The sequence below is a fragment of the Streptomyces sp. NPDC025721 genome, from assembly GCF_055558595.1.
Genome location: NZ_JBVHMF010000004.1, coordinates 11,128 through 30,471 on the forward strand (window position 1 = coordinate 11,128; position 19,344 = coordinate 30,471).

At 71.2% G+C, this 19,344-nt stretch carries 14 protein-coding genes; 5 read left to right on the forward strand and 9 right to left on the reverse strand.

Annotated features, from left to right (window positions below):
* Window positions 1-145: 145 nt before the first annotated feature.
* A complete protein-coding gene (locus ACZ4EF_RS08240) occupies window positions 146-940 on the reverse strand; it encodes a metal-dependent hydrolase (RefSeq protein ID WP_355346630.1) in 795 nt (264 codons plus the stop codon).
* Window positions 941-1,073: 133 nt separating this feature from the next.
* Between ACZ4EF_RS08240 and ACZ4EF_RS08245 the strand changes: the two genes are divergently transcribed.
* A complete protein-coding gene (locus ACZ4EF_RS08245; RefSeq protein WP_467503412.1) occupies window positions 1,074-3,587 on the forward strand; it encodes a DEAD/DEAH box helicase in 2,514 nt (837 codons plus the stop codon).
* Between the two features lie 25 nt (window positions 3,588-3,612).
* Window positions 3,613-4,479, forward strand: a complete 867-nt coding sequence (locus ACZ4EF_RS08250) for an acyl-CoA thioesterase (protein WP_402711378.1) — start codon at window positions 3,613-3,615, stop codon at window positions 4,477-4,479.
* On the opposite strand, the gene ACZ4EF_RS08255 is transcribed toward ACZ4EF_RS08250, so the two are convergent.
* The 3 genes from ACZ4EF_RS08255 to ACZ4EF_RS08265 all read right to left on the reverse strand — a co-directional run bounded on the left by ACZ4EF_RS08255 (window position 4,366) and on the right by ACZ4EF_RS08265 (window position 6,730).
* Window positions 4,366-5,769, reverse strand: a complete 1,404-nt coding sequence (locus tag ACZ4EF_RS08255; RefSeq protein WP_467503414.1) for a DUF6397 family protein — start codon at window positions 5,767-5,769, stop codon at window positions 4,366-4,368. The genes ACZ4EF_RS08250 and ACZ4EF_RS08255 overlap by 114 nt on opposite strands.
* A 103-nt stretch (window positions 5,770-5,872) precedes the next feature.
* Entirely contained in the window at window positions 5,873-6,277 is a 405-nt protein-coding gene (locus ACZ4EF_RS08260; RefSeq protein ID WP_188284368.1) for a roadblock/LC7 domain-containing protein, read from the reverse strand.
* Between the two features lie 117 nt (window positions 6,278-6,394).
* Window positions 6,395-6,730 carry a YnfA family protein gene (locus ACZ4EF_RS08265; protein WP_355346642.1) on the reverse strand — a complete coding sequence of 112 codons (336 nt, stop codon included), beginning with the start codon at window positions 6,728-6,730 and terminating at the stop codon, window positions 6,395-6,397.
* A 13-nt stretch (window positions 6,731-6,743) separates the two neighbouring features.
* On the opposite strand from ACZ4EF_RS08265, the gene ACZ4EF_RS08270 reads away from it, so the two are divergent.
* Together ACZ4EF_RS08270 and ACZ4EF_RS08275 are read left to right on the forward strand one after the other, a co-directional pair.
* Window positions 6,744-7,352 (forward strand): class I SAM-dependent methyltransferase, encoded by a 609-nt coding sequence (locus ACZ4EF_RS08270; RefSeq protein WP_401718602.1) that lies wholly within the window; start codon window positions 6,744-6,746, stop codon window positions 7,350-7,352.
* 575 nt (window positions 7,353-7,927) lie between these two features.
* Window positions 7,928-8,833 (forward strand): hypothetical protein, encoded by a 906-nt coding sequence (locus tag ACZ4EF_RS08275; protein WP_467503417.1) that lies wholly within the window; start codon window positions 7,928-7,930, stop codon window positions 8,831-8,833.
* Window positions 8,834-8,974: 141 nt separating this feature from the next.
* Here ACZ4EF_RS08275 and ACZ4EF_RS08280 read toward each other — a convergent pair whose 3' ends face one another.
* The gene (locus tag ACZ4EF_RS08280; protein WP_467503419.1) at window positions 8,975-10,354 is read right to left on the reverse strand and encodes an FAD-dependent oxidoreductase; all 1,380 of its coding nucleotides are present in this window, start codon (window positions 10,352-10,354) and stop codon (window positions 8,975-8,977) included.
* 359 nt (window positions 10,355-10,713) lie between these two features.
* On the opposite strand from ACZ4EF_RS08280, the gene ACZ4EF_RS08285 reads away from it, so the two are divergent.
* A complete protein-coding gene (locus ACZ4EF_RS08285) occupies window positions 10,714-13,704 on the forward strand; it encodes a carbohydrate binding domain-containing protein (protein ID WP_391163276.1) in 2,991 nt (996 codons plus the stop codon).
* Window positions 13,705-13,794: 90 nt separating this feature from the next.
* Here ACZ4EF_RS08285 and ACZ4EF_RS08290 read toward each other — a convergent pair whose 3' ends face one another.
* From ACZ4EF_RS08290 to ACZ4EF_RS08305, 4 genes are all read right to left on the reverse strand, one after another.
* Entirely contained in the window at window positions 13,795-14,352 is a 558-nt protein-coding gene (locus ACZ4EF_RS08290) for an NADAR family protein (RefSeq protein WP_355346657.1), read from the reverse strand.
* Window positions 14,353-14,456: 104 nt separating this feature from the next.
* Window positions 14,457-14,639, reverse strand: coding sequence for a hypothetical protein (locus ACZ4EF_RS08295; protein ID WP_188284361.1), 183 nt, complete (start codon window positions 14,637-14,639; stop codon window positions 14,457-14,459).
* 150 nt (window positions 14,640-14,789) lie between these two features.
* Window positions 14,790-16,772, reverse strand: coding sequence for a Xaa-Pro dipeptidyl-peptidase (locus tag ACZ4EF_RS08300; RefSeq protein WP_467503421.1), 1,983 nt, complete (start codon window positions 16,770-16,772; stop codon window positions 14,790-14,792).
* Between the two features lie 126 nt (window positions 16,773-16,898).
* Window positions 16,899-19,283: a Tex family protein gene (locus ACZ4EF_RS08305; RefSeq protein WP_467503685.1), complete on the reverse strand. Its 2,385-nt coding sequence runs from the start codon at window positions 19,281-19,283 to the stop codon at window positions 16,899-16,901.
* Window positions 19,284-19,344: the final 61 nt, after the last annotated feature.

Below are 19,344 nucleotides of genomic sequence, written 5' to 3' on the forward strand. Positions count from 1 at the left end.
GAGGGCAAAAAACCACCACCTGTGGGGAACCGCAAGGGCCCCTCTTTCGCTTTTTGTTGTTCCCGACAGGCTCGGCCGGTGTGGGTTGGGCGCCCCCCCCCCCCCCCCCCCCCCCGCCCCCCGCTCGCGTGCGAGGGGTCCCGCGTCAGCCGAAGACGCCCAGCGCGCCGAGCGCGCAGCCGCCGCCCGCCAGGAAGAAGACCGGGGTGAGCACCTTCAGCTCCACCCAGCTCCCGGCCCGGAAGCGCATGAACTTCGGCGGTCCCATCGGGTACCAGCGGCGGCGGCCGATCGGGATCGGCCACAGGATCGGGCAGCCGGAGACGGTCAGCGCGTCACCGACGCAGTGCACGAGCGAGCCGAGCACGATGGGCAGCCCGATCCACAGGTAGTGCTGGCCGGGGTCGGTGAACAGCCAGTCCTTGCCGTTGCCCGGATTGTCGAGCACGTCGGCGAGCACCCAGGCGCTGGTGGCGCCGAGCAGCCACACCAGCACGTCACTGGACATCCGGGCCTGCCGCCACAGCAGTCCCTCGACGGCGAGCACCATGTGTATGAACAAGATGACCAGCACCACCCAGCGCCCGCCGTAGACCGCGCCGGCCGAGAAGCCGCCGCCGACCAGGACCGCCCAGAGCCAGGTGTGGGTGAGGGTGCGGTGGCCGCCCGCCCGTCGCGGGTCGCCCTGCATCCGGGTCGCCTTGTAGACGGCGTGCGCCAGGTGCTCGATGATCTTGCACAGCACGCGGGAGATCGGGCCGAACGCGCGCGAGATCGTCGCCGCCTGATGGTCCAGGTCGGGGGCGAGCGCGGCACCAGCACAGATCAGCGCACCGACGACGAGCGTCGGCCAGGGCATGGCATGATCCACACCCGCCGCGACCGCTCCGACGGCCAGCCAGGCCGCCGCTCCCGAGAGTGAGTGCGCAGGTCCCATCATGGTGGTGCTCAGCCCCCTACAAGGCCGCCCGCAGGCGGAGTTGACGCATCGTTGACGGCACACCATATCGTTGATGATCACCGCGGCCCGCTCCGGTTCAGCCGCGCGCCGCCGGTACAGGCAAGATGGTGGGGTGACCCTTATCGATCAGATGCCTCCCGCCCCGGACCCCGATGCCCTCTTCGAAGCGTTTTCGACGTGGGCCGAGGGTCAGGGGATCACTCTCTATCCGGCGCAGGAGGAGGCGCTCATCGAGGTGGTCTCTGGTGCGAACGTGATCCTTTCCACCCCCACCGGATCGGGAAAGAGCCTGGTCGCGGCCGGTGCGCACTTTGCCGCGCTGGCCCAGGACGAGGTCACCTTCTACACCGCGCCGATCAAGGCGCTGGTGTCGGAGAAGTTCTTCGACCTGTGCAAGCTGTTCGGCACCGAGAACGTCGGGATGCTGACCGGTGACGCCTCGGTCAACCCGGACGCGCCGGTGATCTGCTGTACCGCCGAGGTCCTCGCCTCCATCGCGCTGCGCGACGGCAAGAGCGCCGACGTCGGCCAGGTCGTGATGGACGAGTTCCACTTCTACGCGGAGCCGGACCGGGGCTGGGCCTGGCAGATCCCGATCCTCGAACTGCCCCAGGCGCAGTTCCTGCTCATGTCGGCGACGCTGGGTGACGTCTCCCGCTTCGAGGAGGACCTGACCCGCCGGACCGGCCGCCCCACGGCGGTCGTGCGCTCGGCGACCCGGCCGGTGCCGCTGTCGTACGAGTATGTGACGACGCCTTTGACGGAGACGCTGACCGAACTGCTGGAGACCCGGCAGTCCCCGGTCTACATCGTGCACTTCACGCAGGCGGCGGCCGTCGAGCGGGCCCAGGCGCTGATGAGCATCAACATGTGCACCAAGGCCGAGAAGGACGCCATCTCCGATCTGATCGGGCACTTCCGCTTCACCACCACCTTCGGCCGCAACCTCGCGCGCTTCGCCAAGCACGGCATCGGCGTCCACCACGCGGGGATGCTGCCCAAGTACCGGCGGCTGGTGGAGAAGCTCGCCCAGGCGGGTCTGCTGAAGGTCATCTGTGGCACCGACACCCTCGGGGTCGGCGTCAACGTGCCGATTCGCACCGTGCTGTTCACCGCGCTCACCAAGTACGACGGCACGCGGGTGCGGACGCTGCGGGCGCGGGAGTTCCACCAGATCGCGGGGCGCGCCGGGCGGGCCGGTTTCGACACCGCCGGGTTCGTGGTGGCGCAGGCTCCCGAGCACGTCATCGAGAACAAGAAGGCGCTCGCCAAGGCCGGGGACGACCCGAAGAAGATCCGCAAGGTGGTCCGCAAGAAGCCGCCCGAGGGCTTCGTCAACTGGTCGGATCTCACCTTCGAGAAGCTGATCGCCGCCGAGCCGGAGCCGCTGACCTCCCGCTTCCGCGTCACCCACACCATGCTGCTGTCGGTGATCGCCCGGCCCGGCAACGCCTTCGACGCGATGCGGCACCTGCTGGAGGACAACCACGAGGACCGGCGCCACCAGTTGCGGCACATCCGCCGGGCCATCGCCATCTACCGCTCGCTGGTCGACGGCGGTGTGGTCGAACGCCTCCCCGAGCCGGACGCCGAGGGCCGCATCATCCGGCTGACCGTCGAACTCCAGCAGGACTTCGCCCTCAACCAGCCGCTGTCCACCTTCGCCCTGGCCTCCTTCGAACTGCTCGACAAGGACTCCCCCTCCTACGCCCTGGACATGGTCTCGGTGGTGGAGTCCACCCTCGACGACCCGCGGCAGATCCTGGCGGCCCAGCAGAACAAGGCCCGTGGCGAGGCCGTCGCCGAGATGAAGATGGACGGTGTCGAGTACGAGGAGCGGATGGAGCGTCTTCAGGACGTCTCCTATCCCAAGCCCCTCGAAGAGCTGCTGTCGCACGCCTACGGCATCTACCGCCAGAGCCACCCGTGGGTCGGCGACCACCCGCTGTCGCCCAAGTCCATCGTCCGTGACATGTACGAACGCGCCATGACCTTCGGCGAGTTCACCTCCTACTACGAGCTGGCCCGCACCGAGGGCATCGTGCTGCGCTACCTGGCCGGCGCGTACAAGGCGCTGGAGCACACGGTGCCCGACGACCTGAAGTCGGAGGACTTCCAGGATCTGACGGCGTGGCTGGGCGAGTTGGTGCGCCAGGTCGACTCCAGCCTGCTGGACGAGTGGGAGCAGCTCGCCAATCCGGAGGTGGAGACGGCCGAGCAGGCGGCGGAGCGGGCCGACCAGGTCAAGCCGGTCACCGCCAACTCCCGCGCCTTCCGGGTGCTGGTGCGCAACGCGATGTTCCGCCGGGTCGAGCTGGCGGCGCTGGAGAAGTACCACCAGCTCGGCGAGTTGGACGCCGAGGCCGGGTGGGACGCCGACACCTGGGCGGAGGCGATGGACGCGTACTGGGACGAGTACGACGACCTCGGCACCGGTCCCGACGCGCGCGGCCCGAAGCTGTTGCAGATCGAGGAGCAGCCGGAGCACGGCTTGTGGCGGGTCCGGCAGACCTTCGCCGACCCCAACGGCGACCACGGCTGGGGGATCTCCGCCGAGGTCGACCTCGCGGCCTCCGACGAAGAGGGCCGCGCGGTGATCCGGCTGACCGACGTCGGCGAGCTGTGATCCGGTGCACGACGAAGGGGACGCGATGACGAACCCGGCCGAGAGGCTGGTGGATCTGCTCGACCTGGAGCGGATCGAGCAGGACATCTTCCGCGGGCAGAGTCCGCAGGAGCGGTTGCAGCGGGTTTTCGGCGGCCAGGTGGCCGGACAGGCGCTGGTCGCCGCGGGCCGCACCACCGACGGCGGGCGGCCGGTGCACTCGTTGCACGCGTACTTCCTGCGGCCGGGCCGGCCCGGCGTGCCCATCGTGTACCAGGTCGAACGGGTCCGTGACGGCCGTTCCTTCACCACCCGGCGGGTGGTGGCGATCCAACAGGGCCGGACGATCTTCAACCTGACCGCCTCCTTCCATCAGCCGGAACCGGGATTCGAGCACCAACTGCCGATGCCCGAGGTGCCCGAGCCCGACGACCTGCCGGGACTCGGCGATGAGCTGCGTGCGCATCTGGACGTGCTCCCCGAGGCGCTGGAGCGGATGACCCGCCGCCAGCCCTTCGAGATCCGCTATGTGGAGCGGCTGCGCTGGACGCCCGAGGAGATCGAGGGCGCCGAGCCGCGCAGCGCGGTGTGGATGCGCGCGGTCGGGCAGCTCGGCGACGACCCGCTCGTGCACACCTGCGCTCTCACCTACGCCAGCGACATGATGCTGCTGGACGCCGTACGTGTGCCGATCGAACCGCTGTGGGGACCGCGGGGGTTCGACATGGCGTCCCTCGACCACGCCATGTGGTTCCACCGGCCGTTCCGCGCCGACGAGTGGTTCCTGTACCAGCAGGAGTCACCTGTCGCGACGGGTGCCCGCGGTCTGGCGCGGGGGCAGATCTTCGACCGGCGGGGACGTCTGCTGGTCTCGGTGATGCAGGAAGGGCTGTTCCGCAAGATCGGCGGCTGACCCGCGTCCGCGCAGCAGCCCCAGCAGCCCGCGTCGCGGGCGCCTGCCCTCCCCCACCGGCCTGCACGGCGGCCGGGCGGCGCCCCGCTTCCGGTGCGGCGCCGCGTGCCGGGCCCGCTCGGGCGCGGGCCTCCCTCCCGTGTGCGGCCCGCCTGGCTCACTCGGCTCCGGCTCTGCCTCTGGCTCTGGCTCTGGCTCCGGAAGTCGTTCAGGCTGCCGCGGCGCCCGCTCCACAGGCGGGAGCGCGAGCGGCGGACGGTCGGCTGGGGCGAACGCCGGGTGCGGTGCGGGCTGGTCGGTCCGGGCGCGGCCCAGCGCGTCCGCGAGGGCGACCAGGGCCAGCGCGATCTCGTCCGGATGGTCGGCGGTCGTGAGGCTTCTCGTCAGCTCGGGTGAGGCGAGCGGTCCCGGGCGGCCCGGTGGCAGCGCCGCACGGATTCCGCGCAGCCGGGCCCGGTCGAAGGGGTCGGGCACGGCGTCGTCGGTCACCTCGGGACCGAGCAGCGCGGCCCAGACGGCGGCCTCGTCCCAGGCGTCATGGCAGTCCCGTACGAGCTGGGCGACCCGGCGGGACCGCCAGCCGAGGGCCCGCTGATCCTGCCCGGCGTCCAGCGCGTCACGCAGTCCCGCGGGCAGCCGCCCCTTCAGCATCGCGGGGCTCGCGGCGGCGAACTCCCTCAGCTCATGGCCGAGATACACCCACACCAGCGCCCGGTACCGGTTGACGTACCAGCGCACCGGGCGGATCAGCCCGAGCCTCGCCAGCCGTACGAGGCGGTCCCGGCTGATCCCGATCATCGCCGCGCCCTCGGTGCTGGTCACCAGTCGGAGCCGGTCGAGCAGCGCCTGTGGATGGCCTTCCGCGTCCCGCAGCCGGGTCACCTCGTCCACGGGCACCCGCCACTGGCCGCTGCCGCGCGAGACCGTGCGGATCTCGCCGAGTTGGAGCGCCAGCTCGAAGAGCGTGAAGTCCAGGCCCAGCTCCTCCCGCGCCCGGTTCAGCGTCAGCGTCTCCGGCGCCGCCCGCCCGCCTCCCGGCCCGCCGCCGGGCGTCCACGCCACCTGCCGCGTCTCGACGGTCGCCGTACCCGCGCTCGTCGCCGCTGCCGTCCCGGCCCTCGCTCCGGCCCTTGTCCCGGCCGCTCCGGCTCTCGCCCCGGAAGCCGCCGAGGCACCCGTCCCCGGCATCGAGGCGGGCACCGTCCCCGTCGTCGCCTTCGCGTTCTTCTTCGGCGTTGTCGTCGCTGTCGTCGTTGTCGTCGTTGTCTTGGCCGTCTTCGTCGTCTTCACTGTCGTCACTCCCCCGCGAACTTCGATCACTGACAGTGACGAATCTATCGCGTACGGACGACAGCCCGTTCGAAGCCTGTGGATAACTTCGGGACGCCCCGGCTCAGGAAGGTGCCGCGCCCGGTTGCCGGGGAGCCACCCCGAGGTGTTCGCCGACGCGGTGGACGAGCAGCGTCATCTCGTAGGCGACCTGGCCGACATCGGCCTCCATGCCGCTGAGCACGGACAGGCAACTGCCGTCGCCCGCCGCGGTGACGAAGAGGAAGCCGTCGTCGAATTCGACCATCGTCTGGCGCACGCCGCCGACGGCGAACTGCCGCCCCGCGCCCTTGGCCAGGCTGTGGAAGCCCGAGGACACGGCGGCCAGGTGTTCCGCGGTCGGCCGGTCGAGATCGCCGCTGGCGCCCGTGACCAACCCGTCGTTGGAGAGCACGAGCGCGTGCTTCACGTGCGGCACCCGCTTCGTCAGGTCGTCGAGCAGCCACGCGAGCGGTTTGCCCACCGTCATTGCCTACCTCCCGTCTCCGCTGCGGTACGAGCCTGTCCTGCCGGGCCCGCTTCGGCAACCCCCTCTCGGGACGGACGGCGCCCGACCGGAGCCGTGAAAGGAGGCGACCGGCGGAAATCAGCCGCCGCGTGGCGCGTACATGATGACACCCACTCCGACCAGGCAGATGACCGCTCCGACGATGTCGAATCGGTCGGGACGGTAGCCGTCGAGAGCCATCGCCCACAGGAGAGATCCGGCCACGAAGACCCCGCCGTAGGCCGCCAGGATCCGGCCGAAGTCGGCGTTGGGCTGGAGTGTGGCGACGAAGCCGTAGAGGCCGAGCGCGACGATTCCGGCTCCCGCCCAGCCGACGCCGCGGTGTTCGCGCACCGCCTGCCAGATCAACCAGGCACCGCCGATCTCCAGGACGGCGGCGAGCAAGAAGAGCCCGATGGAGCGGAACGTGATCATGCGACCATGATGCATGGCCAGTTTCGAGAGCGGGCGCCGCCAGGTCAGGGAGTTCTTCGCCGCGAAGGCCGTGGGGTGGGAGAAGCGGTTCCCCGACGACACCCCCGTCTACGCGGCGGCGGTCGGCGAGTTGGGGCTGCGGCCGGGCGGCCGGGCACTGGACGCGGGCTGCGGTACGGCGCGGGCGCTGCCGCTGCTGAGGGCCGTCGTCGGTGCGGCGGGCACGGTGGTCGGTGTCGATCTGACCCCGGAGATGCTGCGGGAGGCCGTCGCCCTCGGCCGGGACCGGGACGGAGCGCTGATCGAGGCGGCCGGCGAGGAGCTTCCGTTGCGGGACGCGGCCTTCGACGCCGTCTTCGCCGCCGGACTCGTGCACCATCTGCCGGACCCGGCGGCCGGACTGCGCGAATTGGCCCGGGTGACCAGGTCCGGCGGCCGGTTGGCGCTCTTCCATCCGATCGGCCGCGCCGCCCTCGCCGCCCGCCGCGGGCACGAACTGCGCGCCGACGACGTACGCGCCGAGCCGCAACTGCGTCCTCTGCTGGCCGCGACCGGCTGGGAGCTGGCATCGCTGGACGACTCCGCGGAGCGGTACCTGGCGGTGGCCGTCCGACACGCCTGACCCTGCTCGGGGCGGCCCCGCACACATCGGCCCCACGCACATCGGCGGCGTCCAGGACCGCGGCCAGCGCGTCGGCGTGCTCCGCCAGCGAGTAGCCGAAGTCCGCGGGGCGGTCGCTGACGCCGAAGCCGGGCAGGTCGACGAAGAGCGGACGGCGGTTCACGAGCGCGGGATGCGCAGATATGTGCGCGGTGTACGCGCCCGACGCCGCTCCCAGTCCGTGCGCATGGAGGCGGGCCGGCCCGTCGCCCGCCGCCTCCGTCCACCGCACGTACGCACCATGTGGTCCGCAGTCCGTCTGTCGCACCGCTGGCTCACCATCGCCCGCGCCACCAGCCGCGCCGAACTGGCCTGGCTGCGAACGACGTTGACCGCGCACGACGCGAAGAGCTGACCGCGCGGCCGGAACGGGCCGCCTCCGGGCGATCACCAGGTGCGGACCGTCGGGAAACCGGCCGTCCGGCGCCGTACCGCCCGAGCGGATTTCCGGCCATCGCGACCTCTCGACGCGGAGGTTACTCGCTGGTTAAGGTGCGCGGACGAGAGACGGCGGGCGAGGCGAGAGGGAACGACGGATGACCGCGGCCGAGAGCCCGGAGGACGACGACGCGCTGTTCGTGCTGACGGCCGCGATGCTGACGCCGGGGCAGTTCCCGGGCGTCCTGGGGGACGACTATCCGGCCGCTTGCGCCGAGTTGGGGCTCGAGCCGCTGGCCGACGGCTACGGCCTGGTCTTCGGGCAGGACGGCGGCGGGGCGCGCTGGACCGTGGCGACGACGGACACCGCCACGGTGGCCTGCGCGCTGGCGGCCTGGGACTGCGGACTCGAGTACGACCTGGCGCCCGACGAGAACAGCCTGGCCGCCTCGCTGCCGGGCTGGCCGCTGCCGGTCGCCGTCGCCGTACCCGGCATCCCCGCCCCGCACGACCCGCCGGACGAGGAGGGCGGGCGTGTCCCGCTCTCCCCGCCCGACACCTCCGTCTGGGGTCCGCCGCAACGGCGCCTCGGGGCCGACGAGATCGCGGTCCGCTGGTTCGAGTGGCGCGACCAACTCGACGTACCGGCGGAAGCGGCTCAGGAGGCGGCCGAGGACGCGGCGGCGGACGCCAGCACGGCTACGGATACGAACGCATGCACGGTCACCGACGCAGGAACAGCCGTCGGCACCGGGACGGAAGCCGAGCCTCACAACCCGGCCGGCCCCCCGCCCGCCGCGCCGGCCATCTCGCACACCGGCATCCGCCACGTCCTCGAAAGCGCGGAGGAGTACGTACGCAATCCGCCGCCACCCGGCCGCGTACGGGCCGCATATGGTGCGGTGCGGGCGGACGGACCCGGCTGGAGCCTGGTGGGCAGGACCGACGACATCGCCTTCGTGCTGTTGGACGACGCGCCCGGCGAGGTGCTGCCGGTCGGCCGCGGCGCCGCCCTGCCGCCGTTGCTGGAAGCCCTCAGCAAGCTGGCCGCGGCCCCGTCCTGACCGCGAAGCCGCGCGAAGAGCCGCGAACGCCCATCAGGACACGCGGGAACCCGCAAGGACGCGCAAGCTCTGCAAAGCCCTGCAAGGCACCCCTGGGGCCCGGAAGCGCAAACCGCCGCATATTGCTGCCGAAAACCGCTGTCAGCCCGCTCTGACGTCCGCCACCACCGCGTCCACCGCCTTGCGCGCGGCGACCAGCACCGGGTCCCACACGGGTGAGAACGGCGGCGCGTAGCCGAGGTCCAGCGCGACCATGTCCTCGACCGTCATCCGCGCGGTGAGCGCGACGGCCCCGACGTCGACCCGCTTGGCGGCGCCTTCGCGGCCGACGATCTGGAGGCCGAGCAGCCGCCCGGTGCCGCGTTCCGCGAGCATCTTGACGGTCATCGGGTCGGCGTCCGGGTAGTAGCCGGCCCTGCTGGTGGACTCGATGACGGCGGTCACGTAGTGGAGTCCGGCGCGGCGCGCCTGGGACTCCTTGAGGCCGGTGCGGGCGATCTCGACGTCGCAGACCTTGCTGACGGCGGTGCCGACGACCCCGGGGAAGGTGGCGTAGCCGCCGCCGATGTTGGTGCCGATGATGCGGCCGTGCTTGTTGGCGTGGGTGCCGAGGGCGATGTGCTGGAGGTCGCCGGAGACGAGGTTGAGGACTTCCACGCAGTCGCCGCCCGCCCAGACCCGCTCCTGGCCGCGTACGCGCATGGCCAGGTCGGTCAGCAGGCCGCCGTGCGCGCCCAGCGGCAGGCCCGCGTCTCGGGCGAGCGCGGTGCCGGGGCGTACGCCGATGCCCAGGATCACGATGTCGGCGGGGTATTCGGCGTCGTCGGTGGCGACCGCGCGGGCCCGGCCGTCGGCGCCGGTGAGCACCGCGCGGACGGCCGCGCCGGAGACGACGCGGACGCCGAGTCCCTCCATCGCGTCGCGCACCAGGCGTCCCATGTCGGGGTCGAGGGTGCTCATCGGCTGCTCGGCGCGGTCGACGAGGGTCACGTCGAGGCCGTGCTTCAGCAGGGCCTCGGCCATCTCGACGCCGATGTAGCCGCCGCCGACCACCACGGCGCGGCGTACGCCGACCCCGTCGAGGCTGGCCAGGACGCGCTCGCCGTCGTCCAGGGTCTGCACGCCGTGCACGCCGGGCGCGTCGATGCCGGGGACGGGCGGCCGTACGGGTTCCGCGCCGGTGGCGACGACGAGGTGGTCGTAGCCGGTCCACTCCTCGCGGCCGTCGGCGTCCCGCGCCCGCACCCGGCCGGCGGCGAGGTCGATGTCGACCACCTCGGTGCCCATCCGCAGGTCGATGTCGCGCTCGCGGTGCTCCTCGGCGGTACGCGCGACCAGCGCGTCGGGGCCCGCGGTGTCGCCGCCGATCCAGTACGGGATGCCGCAGGCGGAGTACGAGGTGTGCCGTCCGCGTTCGAACGCGACGATCTCCAGGTCGTCCGCCGCTCTGCGGCGGCGGGCCTGGGACGCGGCCGACATCCCGGCGGCGTCACCGCCGATGACCACCAGACGCTCCGTCATCTTCCGTGGGTCCCCTTCCGCTTACGGTCCGCCGGAGTCCGAGGCCGGGGTCCGGGTCCGATCCGTACGGTTCTACGACCGGTCGGCCGGGTACGTCACCCGCCCGTCTCGGGAACCCTACGCGGCGGCGCGGCGGGACCCGGGAACGCAACCCCGTCAGACCTCTTTACGTCCATGACATGTCCCAGTAATCTCACGACCGTTCTCGCAGCAACTTGTTGCAGCAACTTGCGCAATTTATCCGGCCGTTTGTTCCGTGGCGCGCGGACGTACGGCTTCCTCCACCGGCCGCCCTCGCGGCCCCGTCCGAGGAGCACGACGTGACCGTCGCTTCGCGCCACAGATATCGACCAGGTCCGCTGACAGCCGTGGTGGCTGTCGTCTTGGGACTCCTGGCGACCCTGCTCCCCTCCCTGTCCACCGGTTCCGCGCACGCCGCCTCGGCGGCGGGCTCGAACACCGCAACCGTCTACTACTCCACCGCGACGACCAACTGGTCGTCGTACAACCTGCACTGGGCGCCCGACGGCGGGACCTGGACGACCGTGCCCGGCGTCGCCATGCAGAGCGCCTGCACCGGCTGGGTGAAGAAGACCGTCGACCTCGGCGCGGCCACCGGCTGGCAGGCGACCTTCAACAACGGCCAGGGCACCTGGGACAACAACGGCGGCAAGAACTACGCCCTGGGCACCGGCACCATCACCGTCAACAACGGCGCCATCGCCCACAGCGACCCGTGCGCGAGCGGCGGGGACCCGGGCGGCGGCGAGACGGGCAGCCCGTCCGGCACCTCGGCCACCGTCTTCTACTCCACCGCGACCGTCGGCTGGACCACCGTCAATCTGCACTACGCGCCCACCGGCGGCGCGTGGACGACCGTGCCGGGCATCGGCATGGAGGCGGCCTGCACCGGCTGGGTGAAGAAGACCGTCGACCTCGGCACGGCCGCGGGGCTCGCCGCCACCTTCAACAACGGCAACGGCACCTGGGACAACAACAACGGCGCCAACTACGCGCTGTCCAAGGGCGTCAGCACCGTCAAGGACACCAAGGTCACGGCCAACGCGGCCGATCCCTGCGCGGCCGTCGTCCCCGACACGACGCCGCCGACCGTCCCCGGCACGGTGAAGGCGACCGCGACCGACACCTCGATCGTGGTGACCTGGAATCCGTCGACCGACGACACCGGGGTCACGGGCTACCGGGTCACCAGGACCGGCGGCACCAAGGGCACGATCGTCACCAGTGTCGGCTCGACCGTCTTCTCCGAGTCCGGCCTGGAGGCGGACACCGCCTACACGTACACCGTCCAGGCGCTGGACGCGGCGGGCAACATCTCCGCCGCCTCCGCTCCGGCTCGGGCGACCACCGGCCACGCGCCGCCGCCCGCGACTCCGGGCACACCGATCGGCACGGACCCGCGCAAGGACCCGATCTACTTCGTGCTCACCGCGCGCTTCTACGACGGCGACACGAGCAACGACCGCGGCGGCAACCAGCACGTGGCGTCGGGGAACGCGGCCAACAACGACCCGATGTTCCGAGGTGACTTCAAGGGCCTGGTGCAGAAGCTCGACTACATCAAGGCGCTCGGTTTCTCGGCGATCTGGATCACGCCCGTGGTGCTCAACCGCAGCGACTACGACTACCACGGTTACCACGGCTGGGACTTCTACCGGGTCGACCCGCGCCTGGAATCGGCCGGGGCGTCGTATCAGGATCTGATCAACGCGGCTCACGCCAAGGGGATCAAGATCTACCAGGACGTGGTCTACAACCACAGTTCCCGGTGGGGCGCCAAGGGGCTGTTCGTGCCGACGGTCTACGGCGTCAGGGACTCGCAGTGGTCGTGGTACTACGACGAGAAGGAGCAGGGCTTCGAGTACGACGGTCTGACGATCGATCCCAAGACCGGCAAGTCGTACTACAACGGCGATCTGTGGTCCACGGCCGAGCCGTCCGGCAATACGTGCCTGAACTGGGGCAAGCCAACGGGGCAGAAGAGCCCCGAGGGCTACACGATCTACAACTGCCAGTGGCCGAACCCCACGTCGAAGATGTTCCCCGCGTCGCTCTACCACCAGTGCTGGATCGGCAACTGGGAGGGCGAGGACTCGCGTTCCTGCTGGCTCGCCGACGACCTCGCGGACTTCAACACCGAGAACGCGCAGGTGCAGAACTATCTGATCGGCGCGTACAACAAGTACATCGACATGGGGGTGGACGGCTTCCGCGTGGACACCGCCGTGCACATTCCGCGCGTCACCTGGAACCGGCGTTTCCTGCCCGCGATCCAGCAGCGCGAGGTCCAGGACTGGGGTCCCGACAAGGCGCGGAACTTCTTCGTCTTCGGTGAGGTCGGCGCTTTCGTCAACGACAAGTGGAACCGCGGATCGGTCAACCACTCGGCGCAGTTCTACACGTGGAAGGAGCGAAAGGAGTACAGCGCGGACGACGCCACCGCGTCGATCGAGCAGTACAACTACGAGGAGCAGCTCGGCACCGGAAACCAGCCGACGTCCGCGAACGCCTTCCTGGAAGGGAACGCTTATCACACCCCGGACCACAGCAAATTCTCCGGGATGAACATCATCGACATGCGCATGCACATGAATTTCGGTGACGCGCACAACGCCTTCAACAACGGCAAGGACTCGGACGACTCGACGAACGACGCCACGTACAACGTCGTCTATGTCGACAGCCACGACTACGGTCCCAACAAGTCGTCGGTGCGCTACACCGGCGGACAGGACGCGTGGGCCGAGAACATGGCGCTGATGTGGACCTTCCGCGGCATTCCGACGCTCTACTACGGGTCGGAGATCCAGTTCCAGGCCGGGAAGACGATCGACTGCGGGCCGAGTTGCCCGCTGGCGACGACGGGGCGCGCGTACTACGGCGACCATGTGGCGGGCACGGTGACGGCCTCGGAGTTCGGGAAGGTCGACAGTGCCTCGGGGGCGGTGGCCACCACCTTGGCGCAGCCTCTGGTCAAACACCTCCAACGGCTGAATCTGATCCGGCGCGCCATTCCGGCGTTGCAGATGGGCCAGTACAGCACCGAGGGGGTGAACGGCGGCGGCATGTCGTTCAAGCGCCGTTACACCGACACCGCGTCGGGCGTCGACAGCTTCGCGCTGGTGACGGTGACGGACGCGGCGTCCTTCAGCGGCGTCCCCAACGGCCGTTACGTGGACGCCGTCTCGGGTGACGTGCGGACCGTGACGGACGGGACGCTGGCCGTCGCGGCGCCCGGCAAGGGCGACATGCGGGTGTACGTGCTCGACCTGGGCGGCAAGAACGCGGCGCCCGGCAAGATCGGTACGGACGGCCCGTACCTGAAGTAGCCCGACCGGCCCGGACGGCGGCGGAGGGTCCCTCCGCCGCCGTCCGGGTTCACGGGATCAGCCCCCGGCCCCCCGGCCGGGCTCACGGGACTAGCCCTCCGCCGCCAGCCGGGCCCTCGCCTCCATCAAGGCGAAGCCCAGCAGATTCAGCCCGCGCCAGGTGGCCGGGTCCGCGGCGCGCTCGTCGTCGGCGGCCAGTCCGATGCCCCAGACCCGGTCCATCGGGCTGGCCTCGACCAGGACGCGGCCCCCAGTGCCGAGCAGGTAGGCCAGCAGGTCGGGGTGCTGCCGAAATTTGTGGACATTGCCTTCGATGACCAGGCCGAAGCGCTCCGCTTCCCACACGGCCTGGTCGAAGCCGCGGACGGTGCGGCCGACGCTCTTGGCGGTCTTCGGGTGGCCCGCCGCGACAGCCCGCCGCTCGGCGTCGGGGTCGTCGAAGAGCCGGGCCTTGCCCGCCATCATCCAGTGCTCGGCGGTCGCGTAGGTGACGCCGTCGACGGTGAAGGGCGCGGGCCACCACTGGCTGAGGCAGCCGGCACCGACGCTTCCGTCGCGCTGCGGGCGGTGGCCCCAGAAGTACAGATACTTCAGCCGGTCCCCGGTGTGGTCGAGCAGGTCCTGGGTGGACCGGATGTCCGTCGCCATCGTCTGATCAGGCCCTCTCGTGCCGCGGCGACACGGGAACGGGACGTGTTCGCCCGGCTTCGGTGCCCTGGTCGCAGCGGCACACTATCGGGGGTCGTACCAGGTCAGCGACCTATTTGCCGACGGCTCACGCGCCGCAGCCGACGCCGCTGCGAGGAGTCGAGGGAGAAGTAGGCGATCGCGGGCACGCCCACGATGACCAGGACGACAGCCCAGAAGGGGATCCAGATCCACAGGAACAGACCCAACGCCACGCCACCGATGACGATCTTCGCGCGATTCGACATTTCCCCGCCTCCGTTCACGGCGGCAAGCGCCGCGCCCTCACCGCTTCTACCCAGGAGAACGCGCCGCGGACAACCGTGGTTCCCCCCGCGTCCCGAGGGCCGTATCCCTGTAACCGTAACGCCGGGACGCGGGGGGAACCAGGCCGGGCGTCAGCCCAGCCGGGCGGCCGGGGCCACGGAGGGCGCCGGAGCGGCGGTCAGCGCGGCCTTGCCGCGGGGCGCCGCGCCCGCACGGGTCGACAGCGCGCCGGAACCGCCGACCAGCGGCAGCCTCAGCACGGAGTGCGACAGGTCGACCGTGACCTTGGGGGTCGTGTCGGGCGGCAGGATGAGGCCGCCGTCGGTGCCCGCGACGATCAGCGCGAGCCGGTGCCCCGCCGGTACGACGTGGTCGGTGGCCGCGAGCTGGACGGTCATCGTGTACGGCTTGCCCGGGGTGAGCGGCACGCCGTGGGAGAGCGACGCGTAGTGCCCGAGGTCGGCCCAGCCGCGGCTGAAGACCGTGTGGTCGACGGCCGTGGTGTCGGCGGCGGTGTCGAGGTAGCAGGCGCTGTCGCCCGCGGTGCTCTCCCCGTAGCAGGAGCGGGTGGCCAGGGTGGTGATGCCCTCGCCGTTGCCGAGGAAGTCACGGATGGTGGCCGGCCCGAGGTCGACCAGGACCGCCGACAGGTGCGCGCTGGTGGTGGACGAGGTGGCGGTCACGGTGAAGGTGCCGCCGCCGGACAGCCGCAGGTCCTTGGCGAGCGTCCCGGTGGTGAAGACGGTCTTGGCCGCGGTCGCGGTGTCGGCCGCCGCCGCCCAGTCCTCCTCCCACAGATTCGGGTCGTCGGTGAACGACTCGGTGCTGCCGGGCCCGGCGTGCCGGGTGCCGAGCGTGCCCAGGCCGTCGGTGGCCGTCTGGCTCAGGCTGAGCGAGGTGGTGCGGGTCGTGGCGGGCGGCCACACGCGGTCGGTGGTCCAGTGGTCGACGGTGCGCTCGATGTCGGCCATCGGCTGCCGCTGGATGCCGTTGTCGACGCCCAGCAGATAGTGGTCGAACCAGCGCCGGAGGGTGGGGACCCAGTCGGTGCGCCGGTAGTCGAAGGGGTCGACGTGGCCGGTCTGCGACAGCCACACCTTGCGCTCGACGCCGTGCGCGGCGAGCGCCTGCCACCACTGGCCGAAGTGCTTGGTGCGGACGTTGAGGTCCTGCATGCCCTGCACGGCGAAGACGCTGGCCCGTACCTTGCCCGCGTCCTTCACGTAGTCCCGCGCGGTCCAGAACGGCGTCCAGTCCCCGCTGCGCGGCGAGCCGTCGATGATCTTCTGCTGGGCGGCGGCGCAGTTGGCGTGCGCGCTGTCGCTCTCGACGTAGTCCGACAGCCACTCGGGGCCGTCCTGGAGCGCCGCGCCCTGGTGGAAGTAGTAGTCGTACCAGGAGGAGATGGAGCTGATCGGCACGATGGTCTTCAGGCCGCGCACCCCGGTGGCGGCGACGCCGTTGGCGATGGTGCCGTCCCAGCTCTTGCCGATCATGCCGACATTGCCATTGGTCCAGCCCGCCGAGACCGCGTGGCCGCCGGAGCGGGCGCTGTAGCCGCGGGCGCGGCCGTTGAGCCAGTCGACGACGGCCTTCGCGGACCGCACGTCGGAGGGGCCGCCGACGTCCACGCAGCCGTCTGAGCGGTCGGTGCCCGCGAGGTCGACCAGGACGGTCGCGTAGCCGCGGGGCACGAAGTAGTTGTCGTAGAACAGCGGGGCCTGGACGATGTTCCCGTTGGCGTCATAGGTCTTGAGCTGGCTCTCGTTGCCGCGTCCGCAGCAGGAGTAGTACGGGCTCGCGTCCATGATCACGGGGACCTTGCGCCCGGCGGCGGCGGGCTCCGAGGGGCGGACGATGTCCACCGCGACCCGGTCGGTGCGGCCGTCGCCGTCACCGTCGAGACCGGTGTCCACCCAGACGGCCTCGCGGATCGCGTTGGCGTAGGAGTAGTCGGGTTGGCTGAGACCGTGCCGTACGGTTCCGCCTCCTGCGCCGCCGGGGGTACCGGCGTACGCGGAGGACGGAGCGGTGAGTACGGCGGCCAGGGCGGCGAGTACCGCCACCACCACGGATATCCACTGGAAGCGGGCAGCCCGCGTGAGGGAGAGCACGCCAGAGGCTAGCGCCTGACCAGGCCACGTCAACAGGGGGCGTACGCAAGGTCCTGGGACGGCTGAGGCGGCAGGGGGGTGTGCGGAGGTGCTGGCCCCGCCGCCTCAACGGTCGTACGTCGTCGGCTACTTGTTGCCGGTCAGGCCCGCCCTGCGCAGGGCGTCGGCCATCGCGCCGCCGGGCGCGGGCTGTTGACCGCCGCCGCGGCGTGCGCCGCCCTGGCCCTGGCCGCCGCCCTGTCGGTTCTGGCCCTGGCCGCCGCCCTGCCGGGGCGGTCCGCTGCGGCGCTCGCCGCCGCCACCGGCCCCGCCGCCGCGCTGTTGGCGCCCGGCGCCCGGCTCGTCGTCCAGGCGCAGCGTCAGCGAGATCCGCTTGCGCGGCAGGTCGACGTCCAGCACCTTCACGCGGACGATGTCACCGGGCTTGACGACCTCGCGCGGGTCGGACACGAAGGTGTCGGAGAGCGCGGAGACATGGACCAGGCCGTCCTGGTGGACGCCGACGTCCACGAAGGCGCCGAAGGCGGCGACATTGGTGACGACGCCTTCGAGGATCATCCCCGGCCTGAGGTCCTTCATCTCCTCGACGCCGTCCTTGAAGGTGGCGGTCTTGAAGGCCGGACGCGGGTCGCGGCCCGGCTTCTCCAGCTCGGCGAGGATGTCGGTGACGGTCGGCAGACCGAAGGAGTCGTCGACGAAGTCCTGCGGGCGCAGCGTCCGCAGCACCGGGCCGTTGCCGATCAGCGACTTGATGTCGGTCTTCGCGGTGCCGCTGATCCGCCGCACCACCGGATACGACTCGGGGTGCACGCTGGAGGCGTCCAGCGGGTCGTCGCCGTCCACGATCCGCAGGAAGCCCGCGCACTGCTCGTACGCCTTCGGGCCGAGCCGCGCGACCCCCTTGAGGTCCTTGCGGGTACGGAAGGGGCCGTTGGCGTCGCGGTGGGCGACGATGTTGCCCGCCAGGCCCTCGGTGATGCCCGAGACGCGGCGCAGCAGCGGTACGGACGCGGTGTTGACGTCCACGCCGACGCCGTTGACGCAGTCCTCGACGACCGCGTCCAGGGAGCGGGAGAGCTTCAGCTCCGACAGGTCGTGCTGGTACTGGCCGACGCCGATCGAGCGCGGGTCGATCTTCACCAGTTCGGCGAGCGGGTCCTGGAGGCGGCGGGCGATGGAGACGGCGCCGCGCAGGGACACGTCGAGCTCGGGGAGTTCGGCGGAGGCGTAGGCCGAGGCGGAGTAGACCGAGGCGCCCGCCTCGGAGACGACGGCCTTGGTGAGCTTCAGATCGGGGTGCAGCTTGATCAGGTCGGCGGCGAGCTTGTCGGTCTCGCGGGAGGCCGTGCCGTTGCCGATCGCGATCAGGTCGACGCGGTGGGCCTTCGCGAGCCGGGCGAGGGTGGCCAGCGACTCGTCCCACTTGTTGCGCGGCACGTGCGGGTAGATCGTGTCGGTGGCGACCACCTTGCCGGTGTCGTCGACCACGGCGACCTTGACGCCCGTGCGCAGGCCGGGGTCCAGGCCCATGGTGGCGCGGGTGCCCGCGGGCGCGGCGAGCAGCAGGTCGCGGAGATTCGCGGCGAAGACCCGTACCGCCTCGTCCTCGGCCTCCTGGCGGAGCTGGACGCGCAGGTCGATCCCGAGGCGGACCAGGAAGCGGGTGCGCCAGGCCCAGCGCACGGTGTCGCCGAGCCATTTGTCGGCGGGGCGTCCGCGGTCGGCGATGTCGAAGTTCTGCGCGATCCGCCGCTCGAAGCTGGACGGTCCCTCGGTGGGCTCCTCCGGCTCCAGGGTGAGGTCGAGGATCTCCTCCTTCTCGCCGCGGAGCATGGCCAGCACGCGGTGCGAGGGGAGCTTGGTGAAGGGCTCGGCGAAGTCGAAGTAGTCGGAGAATTTGGCGCCCGGCTCCTCCTTGCCCTCGCGCACCTTCGCGACGAGCCTGCCGCGCGTCCACATCCGGGTGCGCAGCTCGCCGACCAGGTCGGCGTCCTCGGAGAAGCGCTCGGTGAGGATGGAGCGCGCGCCCTCGAGCGCCGCCGCCGGGTCCTCCACGCCCTTGTCGGAGGAGACGTATTTCGCGGCCTCGGCCTGCGGGTCGGTCTCCGGATCGGCCAGCAGCAGGTCGGCCAGCGGTTCCAGACCCGCCTCACGGGCGATCTGGGCCTTGGTGCGGCGCTTGGGCTTGAAGGGCAGGTAGATGTCCTCCAGGCGCGCCTTGGAGTCGGCGGCCATGATCTGCGCCTTCAGCGCGTCGTCCAGCTTGCCCTGGGACTCGATGGACTCCAGGACGGCCGCGCGCCGTTCGTCCAGCTCGCGCAGGTAGCGCAACCGCTCCTCGAGAGCGCGCAGTTGCGCGTCGTCCAGGGTGCCGGTGGCTTCCTTGCGGTACCGCGCGATGAACGGCACGGTCGCTCCGCCGTCGAGCAGTTCGACGGCGGAGCGCACCTGCCCTTCGCGTACGCCCAGTTCCTCGGCGATCCTGCGCTCGACCGATCCGTTACCGCTGATGATCTCGCTCCTCGTGTGCTCGGCTGTTCACTGCATGTTAGACGTCACCCGCCCGCGACCG